The sequence below is a fragment of the Herbidospora sp. NBRC 101105 genome, assembly GCF_030269205.1.
GTDB classification, from domain to species: Bacteria; Actinomycetota; Actinomycetes; order Streptosporangiales; family Streptosporangiaceae; genus Herbidospora; species Herbidospora solisilvae.
This window is the reverse complement of record NZ_BSSX01000004.1, coordinates 441,380-456,016: the sequence shown is the minus strand read 5'-3', so window position 1 is coordinate 456,016 and position 14,637 is coordinate 441,380. Positions and strand designations below refer to the sequence as shown.

Below are 14,637 nucleotides of genomic sequence, written 5' to 3'. Positions count from 1 at the left end.
CGCCCTCCCGGCGGGCGCGGCAGCGCCGTCTCAGGCCGCGAACCGGCGGGCCAGTTCCCGCCCCCGGGCCGCCTGCACCTTCTTCGCCTGCCCCATCGAGAAGCGCAGCAGCCCGATCGGGTCGGCCAGATGGTCGAAGACCTTCCCGGGGGTGGCGGGCAGGGTGGTCGTGGTGCTGAACTCGACGCTTCTCATGGGATGTCCCCGGGTCGGAGGAGCCGGTCGAGGACGGCGTCGACGTCGACGGCGTCCGGGCCGAGGAGCAGGCAGTCGGTCCGCATCCCCTCGATGACCTGCACGAGGATCGTGGCGGCGGCCGAGGGGTCGGGGACGTCGGCGCGCGCGAACTGTTCGCCGAGCAGGTCGAGCAGGATCTTGCGCTGGGCGCGGTAGTGGGCGGCGAAGCCGGGGTCGGTCGCGGCGCGTGACACGAACGCCTTGGCCACGCCCGCTCGTGTCGGAAAGAGGACGGTTTCTGGCCGCTATGGCTGGGATCGTGGTCATATGGCGATGACCGTTCTCGACACCCGGGCGCTCAACCGCGCCACGCTCGCCCGGCAGTTGCTGCTCGACCGCGCCGGCCTGCCGGTCCTCGACGCCGTCGCGCACCTGTGCGGGATGCAGGCGCAGGAGCCGCAGGAGCCGTTCGTCGGGCTCTGGTCGCGGCTGCGCGGGTTCGATCCGGCGACGCTCTCCGGCCTGCTGGTGGGGCGGAAGGTCGTGCGCACCCATCTCATGCGCCGGACCGTCCACCTGGTCACGGCCGACGACGTCGTGGCGTGGCGGGCCCGGCACGACACGATGTTGCGCCAGCGGGTGCTCGGGGTCTACCGGCGCGAGCTGGCCGGCGTCGACCTCGACGAGCTCGCGGCGGCCGGCCGGGCCCTGATGGCCGACGGCGAACCGTGGACGATGGGCGAGCTGGCGCGGACGATGGCCGAGCGGTGGCCGATGCCGCGGCCCCGGCCGCTGGGCGAGATGCTGGTCTCCGCCCTCGTCCCGATGGTGCAGTTGCCGCCGCGCGGGGTGTGGCGGGCCAAGGCGGGGGTGCGCAACGTCCCGATCTCCCTCTGGCTGGGACGGGAGCTCGACCCGCCGACGCCGAACGGGTCCGACCCGGTCGGTGAGACGCTCGTGCGGCGCTACCTGGCCGCCTACGGCCCCGCCGCCACGGCCGACCTGCGCGCCTGGTGCGGGCTGGCCGGATTGCCGGCCGCGGTCGCCGCGGTGCGCGGGGAACTGGTCTCCTTCCGCGACGAGCGGGGCCGCGAGCTGCTGGACCTCCCCGACGCGCCGCGCCCCGACCCCGGCACCCCCGCGCCGGTGCGCTTCCTGCCCGCCTTCGACAACGCGCTCCTCGGCTACGACGACCGCACCCGGATCGTCGACGACGCCCATCGCGGCGTGTCGATCGCCGGCGTCCGGGTCGTCCTGGTCGACGGCCGGGTCGCCGCCACCTGGACGGTCACGGACGGCGCCGTGACCGTCGCCCCGCTGCGCGAGCTCTCCCGGTCCGACCGCGACGAGGTGGCCGAGGAGGGGGAGAGGCTCGCGTCGTTCCTCTCCGACGGCGAGACGCGGGCCGTCAAGATCGCCTGACGGGTCACTCGCAGCGGGTCGTGGTGTCCGTGCCGGGGCCGCCGTTGCAGGAGTCGAGCCCGGGGCCGCCGTTCAGTTCGTCGGCGCCGGTGCCGCCGTTGAGCTCGTCGGCGTCGGCGTCGCCGCGCAGGTCGTCGTCGCCGCTGCCGCCGTTGAGCTCGTCGGCGCCCGCGCCGCCGCTCAGGTCGTCGCTGCCCGTTCCGCCCTGGAGCTCGTCGGCCCCCGAGCCGCCGCGTAACTCGTCGTCGCCCCCGTCGCCGCGCAGCTTGTCGTCGCCGCCGTCGCCCCGGAGGGCGTCGTCGCCCTTTCCGCCGCGCAGGTCGTCGGCGTTCCCGCTGCCGCGCAGCTCGTCGTCGCCGTCGCCGCCGAGCACGACCACCTTCTGCCCCAGCGGCAGGACGTTCACGACCACCACGTCGTCCCCGTCGCCGGCCACCACTTTGATCTTCGTGCCGCGCCTGGCCAGCACGGTGGCCGGGCTCTCGGGGGTGCAGCCCTTGATGGAACCGGCCTCGTCCTCCAAACGGACGTTGTCGCCGACCTGGGTGATGGTGAGGTCGTTGGCGACGCCCGGCTCCGCCGTGTAGATGACCTGCCCGCCGGTCTCCTCGACGCACGTTCCGGCGGTCACCGCGGCCGCCTCGGCGGGGACGGCGAGCGCGGGCACGACCGCCAGCGCGGCCGCCACCAGAAGGGCCGATCTTCTGAGACTCGTCATGGTTCCTCCTGCTCGGGTTTCGGCTTCGCCATCACGCTAGAAAACGGGGCGGGCCCCGATCAGCCGAGCAGTCCCTAGAGACGAGGGAGGGCCAGCCCTCCTGCGCGGGCGCCTACCATGACGTATGGCCCGCCGCGAGCAGCTCAGCGACTTCCTGCGCACCCGCCGGGCCCGGCTCACCCCCGGCGACGTCGGCATGGCCGTGGCCGGCCGGCGCCGCACCCCGGGGCTGCGGCGCGAGGAGGTCGCCGTGCTGGCCGGGGTCGGGGTGTCCTGGTACACGTGGCTGGAGCAGGGCCGCGACATCAACGTCTCGGCCGAGGTGCTCGACGCGATCGGCTGCGCGCTGCGCCTGAGCGAGTCCGAGCGCGCCCACGTCTACCTGCTGGCCGGGCTCAACCCGCCGCAGGCGAAGGCGGCCCGCGACGCCGAGATCACCCCGGAGCTGCGCCGCCTGCTCGACACCTGGACGCCGCCCGCGATGGTCCGCGACCGCTACTGGAACCTGGTCGCGACCAACGACGCGGCGCAGCGCCTGTTCCGCTACGGCGACACCGACCACAACTGCCTGGTCGCGTTCTTCACCAACGCCCGCTACCGGGCCATGCACGTGGAGTGGGAGTCGGTCGCCCCGGCCGTCGTGGCCGCCTACCGCGCCGACGCCGGGCACGCCCCCGACGATCCGGAGTTCGCCCGCGTGGTCGCCGACCTGAGCGCGGTGAGCCCGGAGTTCGCCGAGCTCTGGGGCCGCCACGACGTGGGCCCGCCGGTCCAGGCGATCAAGGCGATCCGGCATCCCGAGGCCGGAGACCTGTTCTTCGACATGACGACCCTGGTGGTGGCCGACCGTCCGTCGTGGTACCTGGAGCTCTACACCCCCCGGTGAGGGTGGTGGTGCCACACCCCGGATCACTGCGCACTGTTCGTCCTCCGCGCCCGTCGGCACGCTGGATCCATGACCCACACGTTCCACGGCAAGATCGCTCTCATCACCGGCGGCACCAGCGGCATCGGCCTGGCGACGGCCGAGAGGTTGCTGGCCGGCGGCGCCCACGTGGTCGTCACCGGCCGCGACAAGGCGAAGCTGGACGCCGCCGTCGGGCGCCTGGCTGGCGGCGACCGCGTGCTGGCCGTTCAGGGCGACGCCGCGAGCCTGCCCGACCTCGACCGGCTGGCGACCACGATCGAGAGCCGGTACGGACGGCTCGACGTCGTCTTCGCCAACGCGGGCACCGCCGTGTTCGAGCCGCTCGGCGAGGTCACCGAGGCCGGCTTCGACCACGTCATGGCGACCAACGTCAAAGGCGTCTTCTTCACCATCCAGAAGACCCTCCCCCTGCTGGCCGGCGGGGGGTCGATCGTGGTCAACGCCTCCTGGGCGCTGCATCGCGGCCTGTCCGGCGCCGCCCTGTACGCCGCCTCCAAAGCCGCCGTCCACAACCTGACCCGCACCCTCGCGGCCGAACTGGGCCCGAGGGGCGTGCGCGTCAACTCGGTGAGCCCCGGCTACATCGAGACGCCGATGTTCCACGAGCACATCTCCGCCGAGGCCGCGGCCGTCGCCCTGGCCTCGGTCGCCTCCGGCCGTCTCGGCACCCCGGACGACGTCGCCGACGCGGTCGCCTTCCTGGCCTCCGACGCCGCGTCCTACGTCAACGGGCAGGACCTGGTCGTCGACGGCGGCCTGGTCGCCGCCATCGCGCCGACCGGCCGCTAGGCGGCCCCGTCCATGGTCATCTCGGGCCAGAACTCCCGGTAGCGGCCGGAGTGGAAGACGAGCGGCTCCCCTTCGGTGCGCTGGAAGCCCTCCACCGCCCCCATGAAGATGTGGTGGTCGCCGCCGTCGTGCACCCGTTCGGTCCGGCAGACGAAGGTGGCCAGTGTCCCGGCGAGGATCGGCAGGGGAGCGGCGGAGAGCAGGTCCACCCCGGCGAACTTGTCGGGCGAGGGCGTGGCGAACCGTCTCGACAGGTGGTCCTGGCCGGCGGCCAGGACGTTGACGGCGAACCGCCCGGCCCGCAGGAAGACCGGCGCGCTGGGCGCCCGGTTCGACAGGCACCAGAGCACCAGCGGCGGATCGAGCGAGACCGAGGTGAAGGAGTTGACGGTCACCCCGGCCCGGTCGCCCTCGCCGGTCGCCGTCGTGATCACCGCCACCCCGGTCGCGAACTGCCCCAGGGCCTCACGGAGCGATCTCATGCCGCGACCCTCCTGAGGTAGGCCTCGGCCCGGTCGGCGTCCATGAACCACTCGGCGTAGTCGGACGGGTCGTCGAACCCGTTGACGAACCGGTGGGCGACCTCGGGGTGCTGCCCGGCCGCGCCCAGGAGCGCCAGGTGGTGGGGTTCGGCCGGCGCCAGCAGGGTGTTGGTCCAGGCGGTGACGTGCCGGGCCTGGTCCCAGAAGCGGTCGAAGGTGGCCCGCATCCAGTCGGCGTCGAACGGCTGCTCTCCCCGCTCCACGATGGCCCGCAGGTAGGTGGCGGCGCACTTGGCGGCGTTGTTGCTGCCCTGCCCGGTGATCGGGTCGTTGAGCACCACGACGTCGGCGACGCCGAAGATGGGCGCCCCGGAGGGCAGCACGGCGACGGGGTTGCGGACCGTGGGGGCGAAGCGGCCGGTCAGGACGGCGTTGTCGTCGGTGAGCTCGATGCCGTCGCAGCGCTCGGCCTCCCACGGGAAGAAGGTCTCCAGGACCTGCCGGCTGCGTGCCAGGTGCTCGGCGGGGCCGCGCACGTCGCCCCAGCAGTCCATGGGCCCGCCGGGCACGCCCTCGAACACCATGATCTCGCAAGGGCCGCTGGTCGTGAGGGCGGGGAAGACGAAGTACTCGCCGACGCCGGGCAGCAGGTTGAAGCAGACCGCCGAGTGGCCGGGCCGGGGGGTCAGCCCGGTGACGTAGGTGACCGCGAGGGCCCGCTGCGGGGCGGCGTAGGGGGAGCGGGCGGGGTCGCGCTCGAACAACGAGGCGATCTGGCCCTTGCCCGCCGCGACGAGGACCAGGTCGTAGCGGGCGGCGTAGGTCTCCAGGTCGTCGGGGGTGGCGTCGTGCAGCACGAGCTTGCCGCCGAGCCGCTCGAACTCGCCCAGCCAGGCCGGCATCTTCAGCCGCTGGTCGACCGAGCGGGCCGGGGCGTCGAGGCGTCCGGCCCAGTCGAGTAACTTGCCGCCCTCCGGGTTCGGGACCGCGAGGGCGATGCCCTCGATGGGCGGGCAGAGGTCGGCCCACCAGTCGAGGCCGAGTTCGCGTTCATGGGAGAGCGCGGTGCCGAACATGCACTGGCCGGACATGACCCGGCCGTCGCGGATGTCCTCGGCGGTGCGGTTGGAGACCACGGTGACGTCGTAACCCTGCTGGAGCAGGCCGATGGCCAGGTGGAGGCCGGCCTGCCCGGCGCCGACGATGAGGATGTCGCGCATGGTGGTGAGTCCCTTCGGGGGGAGGAGTGGAGTTTCGATCGGCGCCTGACAAGAACGGTACGTTCGGCGCCGCCACTCCAGCCATCCGCTGAGCGCGGATGTCATCCACCTGACGCGGGCCCTCTCCGCAGCGTCTCCGACGGCGGCAGCCCGTACTGCTCGCGGTACTGGGCGGCGAACCGTCCCTGGTGCAGGAACCCCCACCGCGCGGCCACCGTGGTCACCGTGACCCGGGCGGGATCGGCCGCCCTGAGCTCCTCGTGCACCCGCGCCAGCCGCACCTTCCGGAGGTAGGCCATCGGGGTCAGCCCGAGGTGCGCGCGGAAGCCCTCCTGGAGGGAACGGCCGCTGACCGCGACCGCGCCGGCGATGTCGGCGGTGGTCAGCGGGAGGTGCGCGTGCCCCTCGACGAACTCCATCGCCCGGCGCACCACCTTCGGCAGCGCGGGCCGCCTCGGCGCCGTCAGCCGCTCCCGGTAGTTGGACGGCTGCATGGTCAGCAGCAGGCTGATCAGCGCGTTCTCCAGATGGGCGATGGCCAGCGGATGGCCGGTCAGCCCGTCGTCGCGTTCGCCCTCCCTGACGAGCAGGTCGGCCATGTCCCGCCACGACCGGGTCCAGCCGGTCGTCAGGTCCATGCCGAGGTCGAAGACGACCGGATCGCCGATCGGCTCGCCGAGCATCTGCTCCAGCGACCGCTCGATGGAGGCACGCTCGAACTTGATGACGAGCTGGGGGCACCCGGCCGCCCAGCGCATGTCGAGGTGGCGGGTCGGCGAGGGCAGCGCGGCCAGCGCCGGCGTGGAGACGATCTCACTGGCGCCGGCGCGGATCAGGCTCCGCCCGGCGAGCGGGATCATGACGAGGAAGAAGGTGTCCAGGTCACCCGGTTCGATGTGCACGTCGCCCCCGTAGTCGAGGTAGCTGACGCGGACCGAGCCGAGCTGGACCGAGTTGAACCGGGCCGACAGCAGGTTCGCTTGCCCGGCAAGGTCCAGCCGGTGAGGGCAGAACACCTTGGCGACCTCGCCGCGGACCTCGTCGAGGTCCGAGCTGGCGAAGACGGCACGATTGCTGAGGAGCACACCAGATGATCGGCCTTTTCGGGCGTGGCGTTCCATGAAAAAAGACGCACACCTGGCGCCACATTCTCGTGGCGGTGACGGTTTCTCCCGTTTCCGGCAGGATGAGCAGCCGTGACCATCGTGGGCCGCGTCCGGCAGCAGGCCGGTCTCGATCGTTTCGCCGGGCATCTGCGCAACGGCCTGAGCGGGGTCGTCGTCCTGCGGGGCGAGGCCGGGTGGGCAAGCCGAATACGGAATTGACGAGCACTTGTGACCTGATGCGACCTGCGGGAATCCCTACGTCTAGCTGCCGGTGCCCGCTCTGACCGGGTGGCCCTGACTTGCTCCTGTCCTTCGGGATGCGAGTGTTGGCGCGGGCCTTCGCCTGGCCGCTCCTCTCCGACTCCCGGATGGCTGCAAGGGGTCCGGGGCCATGCGTGGCGGCGGCGGTCAACGGCTGCCTCACGTGACGTTGTCCGTTCGCTTCCTCGCGCGCTGAGTGCGCGTCGTGCACGGCAGCCCTTGAGGGTCGCGTCCACGCCCCCAGACAATTGGGCAGCGGGAGCAGGTGAGCAACCATGGTGCTGGGATAGGAAGCGGAGCGATAGAGACGCAACGCGGTGAGCTCCAACCGGGCACCGTTGATAAATGTGCGCGGCGCTGCTCGGGGTGAGGATGGCGCTGGCGTTCCCGTTCAGATGGACACGGTGGTGGCGCTGTCCGGGGGCGTCTCGTGGCCACCCACTACGGGCTCCACAACTCGATCGCGGGAGTCGGGATCGCGCCGGGGAACCTGGGTGTGGGGGCGCTGGTGGGCGGCGGGCGTCCACCTGCTGGAGCGCGTGTGGCTCACCGCTCCCGTGCCAGCCACGCCGTGAGCTCCTCTTTCTCCGCATCCAGGGTCGACCCCTCAAGGATCCGGAGCGCCTGCGCGCGGAGGGTCTCCACGCGATGGGGCTCGGTCAGCACCATCAGGCTCACGGTGTCGTCCTCCCACCAGGTGGCGCCGACGATAACCGAGCCGTCGACCGAGGACAGGTCGAAGGCCGGATGGCCGCCACTCCCCAGAATTCGGGACCGCGAGCCTGCTCCGCCCAGGTCCCAGCCGGGTTCCAGTTCGACCAGCGCCCACACCAACTCCCACCAGCGAGGGTTGCGCCACGCGTCCGACTCCTCGCGGGCCTGGAAGAAGTCGGGGTCCTTCCCCTGGTCCATCGCGATCAGGAACCGCTCCCCCTCGGAGAACAAGCCGTGTTCGACGGCCGTGGCGTACCAGGCGCGGTTGAACGCGGCGGCCAGATCGGGGTCGTCGGCCTCGAAGATCTGGTCCCGCCTGCCGTCCTCGGGCCCGACCGTGGCGATCCGGGCGGCCATCTGGGGCGGCACCCCGGTGTACCGCCGGATCCCGATCAGCCGGACGCCGCAGGCCGCCAGGTCGCGGGCGACGAACTCCTCGTTCATCCCGGGAACGGGAGGCCACTGCGGGATCTCGACGCGGAGCGACGACCACATCTCCTCCATGGGGAGGACGAAGCCCCGAGCCATGTCGGGATCGTCGTCGGCGGACGCCGGGCCCAGCACGACGGAGAGCCGCCAGCCCCGGTCGACGAGCGTCCGGAACCTGGCCACGATGTCGGGGGCCCAGCCGAGTATCTCGTCGCGCGGCACCTCCGGCACGCCGGTCAGCGCGACAGACCACACGGTGGACGTGCGCGGCTCGCCCGACGGCCCGATCTCGCCGGCCCGGAACGTCCGGTCGGGGGTGATCCCGATCAGGGCGGTGACCTCGTGCGGATCACCGTCGTCGCTGATGACACGTACGTAGTCGCGGAGCACCTGATCATCTTCGCCGAAGCGTGGTGAAAATGCGTTGCGGCAGCGGATCGTGGCCCGCTGGCCGTCCTTGAAGCCCAATCACTGACCAAGAGGTTCGGGGCGGTCCATGGCGTGAACGGGGTCAGTCTCACCGTCGGGCAGGGCGAGATCACCGGACTCCTCGGGCCCAACGGCGCCGGGAAGACGGTGCTGCTCGACCACGTTGCCGGGGCCGCCGGGTTGCGGACGGTGGGTGTCGCGGGGGTGCGGGAGGAGGCGGCGTTCGCGTTCGGGACGCTGCACAGGCTGCTGGCGCCGTTCCTGGGCGGGGCCGACCGGCTGGCGGCGGCGCAGCGGCAGGCGTTGCGGGTGGCGTTCGGGCTGGAGGAGGGGCCGCCCGCCGACCGGTTCCTCGTCGGGCTGGTCACGCTGATGCTGCTGGCCAAGGTCGCGGCCGGGCAGCCGGTGTTGTGCTGCGTCGACGACGCCCTGGGGGTCGACGCAGAGTCGCTCGGGATGCTGGCGTTCGTCGGCCGCCGCGCCCACGCCGAGGGCATCGGGCTGGTGTTCGCCACCCGTACCGACTCGAAGTGCTGGCCGGGCTGCCGGTCGGCGGTCGGCTCGAGGAGCACTACCTGCGGCGGGTCCGCGGCCTGCCGGGCGACACGCAGACCTGGTTGCTGCTGTCGGCCGCTGAGCCCGCGGGCGACCTGGGCCACGTCACGGCCGCGGCCCGGCTGCTGTCGGTCGGCCCCGACGCCTTGGGCCCGGCCGAATCGGAACGGCTGGTCTTCATCGGTACGACCGCCCGCTTCCGCCACTCGCTGATCAGGTCGGCCGTCTACGGGGGCGCGACCGGCGCCGACCGGAGACGGGCGCACGCCGCCCTGGCGGAGGTGACGACCCTGGCCGCCGACGTGGACACGAGGGCCTGGCACCGGGCCTCGGCCTGCGTCGGCCTCGACGAGACGGTGGCCGCCGAACTCGAACGCTTCGCCGACCGCGCGGGCGCCCGAGGCGGCTCCGCGGCGCGGGCGACCTATCTCGTCAGGGCCGCCGAACTGACACCCGGCGCGAGCGACCGCGACCGGCGGCGGCTCGGGGCCGCCGAGGCCGCGCTGGCGGCGAGCGCCCGGAGGCAGGCCCGCACGCTGCTCGACAGGATCGACCTCGCCCGGCTCGACGACGTCGGCCGGGGCCGGCGCTGACGACGCGCTGACTAGGGCCGCCGCGTGGGCGATCACGGCCGAGCACCTGACCCGCGACACCCGCTCACCGAGATCGCCGAGTCATCCCGGTCGCTCGGCTACCCCGACCCGGTGACGCGCGTCTTCTCGACGCTGATCCTCGACGGCTAGGAGGCGGCGGTGACCCCCATCCGGCAGGCGGTCGCCCACTTCCTGCGCCCGGAGACTTCGGGCGAGTACGTCCTGGGCAAGTATCTGCCGACCATCGCCCTGGCGATGTTGCTCTGGGACGACGACCAGGCCGCGATCATGCGCCGCGGCGCCGACGTCGCCCGGCACGCCGGTTCGTTGTTCCACCTCGACGCGATCTCTACTCGTGGTCGATCCACGCCGCCCTGTTGGGCGACCTCGACCACAGCGACGCGCTGGTCCGCGAGTGCCACCAGATCCGGACCGCCGTGGGCACCGCCGAGCAGCAGTCGCAGATGACCCGCATGCCGGAGTTGCCGGCCTGGCGCGACGTGCCGAACGTGACCGAGTTCCTGCGCGACACCAGAGAGGTCTGCCTCAAGCGCGGCGTCGGCGCGGTCGTCAGCATGCGCGACATCGGCAGGTCCGTGCTCCACCTCGGCCGGGGCGACTACGCCGAGGCCGCAGCCGTCCTGCGCGACCTGACCGGACGCGAGCAGATGGCGATGCACACCCGCATGCTCCCCGCCATGGTCGAGGCCGCCGCCAGGTCGGGCGACCGGGAGAGCGCCGAGACGGCCCTCCGCACGCTCACCGCCCGCGCCACCGCCGGCGGCGCCCCCCGGCGAGAGGCGTGCTGGCCCGGTCACGTGCCCTGGTCGCCGACGACGAGGAGGCCGAGCCCCTCTACCGCGCGGCCGTCGACCTCCTGGTCCCCGTCCGCGCCCCCGGCGACCTGACCCGCGCTGAGCGCGCGGTCACGGCTCCGGCGGCGTGGTGAACTCGTCGGCCCACTGGAGCACACGGTGCGCCCCCGCCCGTTCCGCCGTCTCCCTGGCCTCGGCGATCAGGTCGGCCGCGTCGTCGGCGCGTCCTTCGTCCCGCGCCAGGTAGGCCAGCCCGACCAGGTTCGCCGCCACCCCGGGGAGAAACCCGAGGTCGCGCCGCAGCCGGGTCGACTCCTCCAGCAGCTCCCGCGCCTCGGGCGTGCCCTTGGACGCGAAGGCGAGGTGCCGCAGCGTGTACGCCAGCGTCTCCCGGTCGCCGGCCTGGGTCGCCAGGTCGCGGGCGCGTTCGAAGAAGGGCCGGGCCACGTCGTCCTCGCCCGCCACGACCTGGTGGTAGATGCCGACCCAGAACAGCGCCTCGCCCTCGCCCCGGGTGTCGCCGAGGGAGTTGTAGAGGTCCACGGCCCGCTCGAACGCGGTCACGTCGCCGTCGCCCTCGCCGGAGAGGTAGCGGGCGTGGGTGATCCGGCCCCGGGCCAGCATGAGGTCGGCCTCCAGGCTGTCGAGGGCCAGGTCGGCCATGTCGAGCGCGCCTTCGGTCCCGGCGAAGACGGCCTGCTCGTACAGTGTCTTGGCGTTCTCGATACGTCCCATTCGCCGACCCTACGCCCGGGAGGATCACCCGCATGGGAATCACGTGCCACTACCTCAACGTGCGCCCGGAGGAGATCGAGCCTCTCCTCCGGCATCCCCAGCGGATCGACGAGCTCATGGAGGACGTCGAACGGGGCCTCGACATCGACAAGGCCTGGGACGGGCTGGCCGCCCTCCTGACGGACCTGCCGGTCGACGTGGTCTTCGGCGGCACGCCCCTGGAGACGGGCCACGAGTTCCCCTACGGCCAGCCGCGTTACCTGTCGCCCGAGCAGGTCGTGATCGCGGCCGAGTCGCTCCCCGGCGTGCTGCGCTACGACGGGACGGCGATGACCGGCGTCTACCCGGGCGACGACGACGAGGACTACTACCGCCGCCACTACGCCGGGCTCTGGGAGTTCTTCTCCACCTGCGCCAAGAACGGCGACGCCGTCGTGGTCACGCTGCTCTGAAGCCGGTCGAGGGTGAAGCGGTGGATGTCGTCGATCGGCTCTCCGGGCGGTGTGGACGTCGCGTGGGCCCGCAGCTCGCGGAGGCGGTCGGCGTCGGCGCCGTACAGCGGGGTGGCGCCCTTCTGGGCGGCGACCGCGTCGAGGATGGCCAGCGCCGAGGCGAGGTCGCCAAGCTGGGCCAGCAGGAACGCCGCGCCCCGGATCGTCGCCCACTGCTGGAGGCGGTTCCCGTGGCGTTCCCAGTGGGTGATCACCTCGACGTAGAGGCCGGCGGCCGAGGCCGGGTCGCCGTGGCGGGCGGTCACCGAGGCCAGCGAGGTCAACGCGACGCCCTCGCAGTAGCGGTCACCCGTCGCCACGGCCTGTGACCTGGCCTCCGCGAGCAGCCGCCCGGCCCGGCTGGGGTCGGTGTCGAGGAGGGACTCGCCCAGGACGTACAGGGCCCAGCCTCTGACCACCGCAGACCGGCACGTGTCGAGCATCGCGGTGGCCGCGGCGGCGGCCTCCTCCGGCCGGCCGCCGTAGGCGGAGACCAGCACCAGCGAGGAGCGGATGTAACCGGCCCGCAGCTCGTCGTCGGCCGCCTCGGCCCAGCGCAGCACGTCGGCGCCGAGCCTTCGCGCCTCGTCGAGGTCGCCGCTCAGCAGGGCCAGCTCGGCCTGCACGAACACGGCGAACCGGCGGAACGGGTCGTCCGGGCCGAGCAGCCGCAGCGACAGTCCGGCCAGCCGCCGGGCCTCCTCGTAGTCGCTGCGGAACCGGGCGCAGCCCGCCGCCACGCCCAGGGCGAGGGCGGCGAGGGGTTCGTCGTCGGGGTGGCCGGTCTCCGACCAGCGGCGGGCCGCCGCCTTGGCCCAGTCTTCGAGCTCGGCCGGCATACGCATCTCGGCCCAGTCGGCCAGTTCGCCGATCAGCCAAAGGTCGAGCGTCAGGTCGTGGTCGAGCGCCCACAGGTGGGCGGCGCGGATGTCGCCGAACCGCCGGCCGACCTCGGCCACCCACGCGCCGTCGATGCGCTCGGCCCCGCGCTGCACCAGTTCCAGCAGGTCACGTGCGTGCGCCTGCCTGATCGCGGCCTCCTCGCCGCTCTCGGCGAGCCGGTCGCGCGCGAACGCGCGCAGGGTCTCCAGCATCGTGTACGCCGTCACGTCGCCCCCCGCGACCGCCACGACCATCGACCGGTCGACCAGGTCGCCGATCCGGTCGAGCGCGGTCACCGGGTCGAGCCCGCAGACCCGGGCCGCGTCGTGGGCGGTGAACACGCCGGGGAACACCGACAACCGGGCGAACAACCGCCGGTCGTCGTCGTCGAGGAGGCGGTAGGACCAGTCGATGACCGCGTCGAGAGTGCGGTGGCGGTCGGCCGCCTGCCGGTAGGAGGTGCGCAGCAGGCCCCCCGACGACAGGATCTCGGCCGGGCTCATCACCCGCAGCCGTCCGGCCGCCAGTTCGATGGCCAGCGGGATCCCGTCGAGGCGGCGGCACAACTCGTCGGCCGCGTCGCCGGCCACGTCGACCCCGGGGGCCAGCGCCGCCGCCCGCAGCCGGAACAACTCGACCGCCTCCTCGCCCAGCGGCGGCACCGGGACGATCTGCTCGACCGGCAGGCCGAGCGGAAGGCGGGAGGTGGCCAGGACGCGCACCCCCGGGCACGACGCCGCGATCGCCTGCGCGGCCGTGGCGGCCGACTCGACGACGTGCTCGCAGTTGTCCAGCACGAGCACGGTCTCGCGGGACCGCAGATAGTCGACCAGCCGGTCGAGCGGGGCCGACCCGTCGACCAGGTGCACGCCGAGCGTGGTCAGCATCGCCCCGGCGACCTCGGCCCCCGTCGGCAACGACGACAGGTCGACGAACGCGCCGCCCTCGGAGACCTCCGCCGCGAGCCGCGTCTTGCCGACCCCGCCCGGCCCGGTCAGCGTCACGACCCGCGCCCGGTCCAGCCGGGCCCGCAGGTCGGCGAGCAGTTGGTCGCGCCCGACCAGGGACGTGGGCGCCGGTTCGGCGGTCTCGCGCGGATGCAGTCCGGGGTCGTGCCGCAGGATGCGGGTCTCCAGGTCGCGCAGCGCCTGCTGGGGTTCGAGGCCGAGTTCCTCGTCGAGCATCGTCCGGTAGGCCCGGTAGGCGTTCAGGGCCTCGACCTGCCGCCCGAGCCGATAGAGGGCGAGCATGAGCTGGCCACGGGACCGTTCCCGCATCGGCGACTCGGCGATCACCTTGTCGAGTGTGGCCAGCGCCTCCTCCGGCCGGTTCAGCCGCAGCGCGGCCTCGGCACGGTCCTCCCAGGCCGACAGCCGCAGCTCGGTCAGCCGGGCGACCTCGGCCATCGCGAACTCTTCGTGGGCGTACTCGGCGTAGGCGCCGCCCCGCCACAACGCCAGCCCCTCGTCGAGCAGCGCGAGCGCCTCGCGCGGCCGGGTGGCGAGCAGGCCGCGCCCGCGTTCGGCCAGGTCTTCGAAGGTGGTGACGTCGAACCACGCGGGGTCGACCACCAGGGCGTAACCGGGGTGGCGGGTGTGCAGCACGTCGCCCAGGCCGGCGGCGCGCAACTGCGTGCGCAGCCGGGAGACGACGGTCTGGAGCGCCGCGTCGGCCCGCGCGGGCGGGGCGCCCTGCCAGACGACGTCGGCGAGCGTGTCGGCGGCGACCACGCCGGGGGAGCGCACCAGCAGCGCGGCCAGCAGCCGCCGGGGGTTGCCCGACCGGGTCAGCGCCTCGGCGCCGGGCACGTCCAGCGGCCCGAGCGCCCTGATGCGTAGTGTCACGGCGACTCCCGGCGCTGGATCTTCCGGAAGGAACTATAAGTCGGGGA

The 14,637-nt window shown here is 73.2% G+C and carries 17 protein-coding genes and 1 pseudogene; 9 read left to right on the top strand and 9 right to left on the bottom strand.

Translation table 11 applies throughout. From position 1 onward, the window contains the following. Positions 1 to 30 precede the first annotated feature (30 nt). Both QSK34_RS19455 and QSK34_RS19450 read right to left on the bottom strand, forming a co-directional pair. Entirely contained in the window at positions 31 to 195 is a 165-nt protein-coding gene (locus tag QSK34_RS19455) for a hypothetical protein (protein ID WP_285585654.1), read from the bottom strand. Then, positions 192 to 446, bottom strand: a complete 255-nt coding sequence (locus QSK34_RS19450) for a hypothetical protein (RefSeq protein WP_285585653.1) — start codon at positions 444 to 446, stop codon at positions 192 to 194. The genes QSK34_RS19455 and QSK34_RS19450 overlap by 4 nt, the downstream gene beginning before the upstream one ends. Before the next feature lie 64 nt (positions 447 to 510). On the opposite strand from QSK34_RS19450, the gene QSK34_RS19445 reads away from it, so the two are divergent. Further along, complete coding sequence (locus QSK34_RS19445; protein WP_285585857.1) at positions 511 to 1,599, top strand: winged helix DNA-binding domain-containing protein; 1,089 nt, start codon at positions 511 to 513, stop codon at positions 1,597 to 1,599. A 4-nt stretch (positions 1,600 to 1,603) separates the two neighbouring features. Here QSK34_RS19445 and QSK34_RS19440 read toward each other — a convergent pair whose 3' ends face one another. After that, positions 1,604 to 2,317 carry a calcium-binding protein gene (locus QSK34_RS19440; protein WP_285585651.1) on the bottom strand — a complete coding sequence of 238 codons (714 nt, stop codon included), beginning with the start codon at positions 2,315 to 2,317 and terminating at the stop codon, positions 1,604 to 1,606. Positions 2,318 to 2,441: 124 nt separating this feature from the next. Between QSK34_RS19440 and QSK34_RS19435 the strand changes: the two genes are divergently transcribed. Then, the gene (locus QSK34_RS19435) at positions 2,442 to 3,203 is read left to right on the top strand and encodes a helix-turn-helix transcriptional regulator (protein ID WP_285585650.1); all 762 of its coding nucleotides are present in this window, start codon (positions 2,442 to 2,444) and stop codon (positions 3,201 to 3,203) included. Between the two features lie 69 nt (positions 3,204 to 3,272). Beyond that, positions 3,273 to 4,034, top strand: a complete 762-nt coding sequence (locus QSK34_RS19430) for an SDR family NAD(P)-dependent oxidoreductase (RefSeq protein ID WP_285585649.1) — start codon at positions 3,273 to 3,275, stop codon at positions 4,032 to 4,034. Here QSK34_RS19430 and QSK34_RS19425 read toward each other — a convergent pair. The 3 genes from QSK34_RS19425 to QSK34_RS19415 form a co-directional block, all read right to left on the bottom strand. Beyond that, positions 4,031 to 4,516: a flavin reductase family protein gene (locus QSK34_RS19425; protein ID WP_285585648.1), complete on the bottom strand. Its 486-nt coding sequence runs from the start codon at positions 4,514 to 4,516 to the stop codon at positions 4,031 to 4,033. The two genes, QSK34_RS19430 and QSK34_RS19425, sit on opposite strands and share 4 nt — an antisense overlap. Further along, complete coding sequence (locus QSK34_RS19420; protein WP_285585647.1) at positions 4,513 to 5,736, bottom strand: styrene monooxygenase/indole monooxygenase family protein; 1,224 nt, start codon at positions 5,734 to 5,736, stop codon at positions 4,513 to 4,515. Before QSK34_RS19420 ends, QSK34_RS19425 begins: the two co-directional genes overlap by 4 nt. 101 nt (positions 5,737 to 5,837) lie before the next feature. Continuing rightward, positions 5,838 to 6,821 carry an AraC family transcriptional regulator gene (locus QSK34_RS19415; RefSeq protein ID WP_285585646.1) on the bottom strand — a complete coding sequence of 328 codons (984 nt, stop codon included), beginning with the start codon at positions 6,819 to 6,821 and terminating at the stop codon, positions 5,838 to 5,840. A gap of 111 nt (positions 6,822 to 6,932) precedes the next feature. On the opposite strand from QSK34_RS19415, the gene QSK34_RS19410 reads away from it, so the two are divergent. Continuing rightward, positions 6,933 to 7,061 carry a hypothetical protein gene (locus QSK34_RS19410; RefSeq protein WP_285585645.1) on the top strand — a complete coding sequence of 43 codons (129 nt, stop codon included), beginning with the start codon at positions 6,933 to 6,935 and terminating at the stop codon, positions 7,059 to 7,061. Positions 7,062 to 7,649: 588 nt separating this feature from the next. On the opposite strand, the gene QSK34_RS19405 is transcribed toward QSK34_RS19410, so the two are convergent. Beyond that, on the bottom strand, positions 7,650 to 8,636 hold the full coding sequence (locus QSK34_RS19405) for a DUF4279 domain-containing protein (RefSeq protein WP_285585643.1): 987 nt from the start codon (positions 8,634 to 8,636) through the stop codon (positions 7,650 to 7,652). A gap of 111 nt (positions 8,637 to 8,747) precedes the next feature. Between QSK34_RS19405 and QSK34_RS19400 the strand changes: the two are divergent. The 4 genes and pseudogenes from QSK34_RS19400 to QSK34_RS19385 form a co-directional block, all read left to right on the top strand. Then, positions 8,748 to 8,801: pseudogene (locus QSK34_RS19400) on the top strand (hypothetical protein); the annotation flags it as partial. A gap of 404 nt (positions 8,802 to 9,205) precedes the next feature. Continuing rightward, complete coding sequence (locus QSK34_RS19395; protein ID WP_285585862.1) at positions 9,206 to 9,823, top strand: hypothetical protein; 618 nt, start codon at positions 9,206 to 9,208, stop codon at positions 9,821 to 9,823. 24 nt (positions 9,824 to 9,847) lie between these two features. Further along, complete coding sequence (locus QSK34_RS19390; protein WP_285585642.1) at positions 9,848 to 9,973, top strand: hypothetical protein; 126 nt, start codon at positions 9,848 to 9,850, stop codon at positions 9,971 to 9,973. A 227-nt stretch (positions 9,974 to 10,200) separates the two neighbouring features. Further along, complete coding sequence (locus QSK34_RS19385) at positions 10,201 to 10,731, top strand: tetratricopeptide repeat protein (protein ID WP_285585641.1); 531 nt, start codon at positions 10,201 to 10,203, stop codon at positions 10,729 to 10,731. 18 nt (positions 10,732 to 10,749) lie between these two features. Here QSK34_RS19385 and QSK34_RS19380 read toward each other — a convergent pair whose 3' ends face one another. Next, positions 10,750 to 11,373: a hypothetical protein gene (locus QSK34_RS19380; RefSeq protein ID WP_285585640.1), complete on the bottom strand. Its 624-nt coding sequence runs from the start codon at positions 11,371 to 11,373 to the stop codon at positions 10,750 to 10,752. 32 nt (positions 11,374 to 11,405) lie between these two features. Between QSK34_RS19380 and QSK34_RS19375 the strand changes: the two genes are divergently transcribed. Further along, positions 11,406 to 11,825, top strand: coding sequence for a DUF1877 family protein (locus QSK34_RS19375; protein ID WP_285585639.1), 420 nt, complete (start codon positions 11,406 to 11,408; stop codon positions 11,823 to 11,825). Here the strand turns inward: QSK34_RS19375 and QSK34_RS19370 are convergent. After that, on the bottom strand, positions 11,753 to 14,590 hold the full coding sequence (locus tag QSK34_RS19370) for an AfsR/SARP family transcriptional regulator (RefSeq protein ID WP_285585638.1): 2,838 nt from the start codon (positions 14,588 to 14,590) through the stop codon (positions 11,753 to 11,755). The genes QSK34_RS19375 and QSK34_RS19370 overlap by 73 nt on opposite strands. Between the last annotated feature and the right edge of the window lie 47 nt (positions 14,591 to 14,637).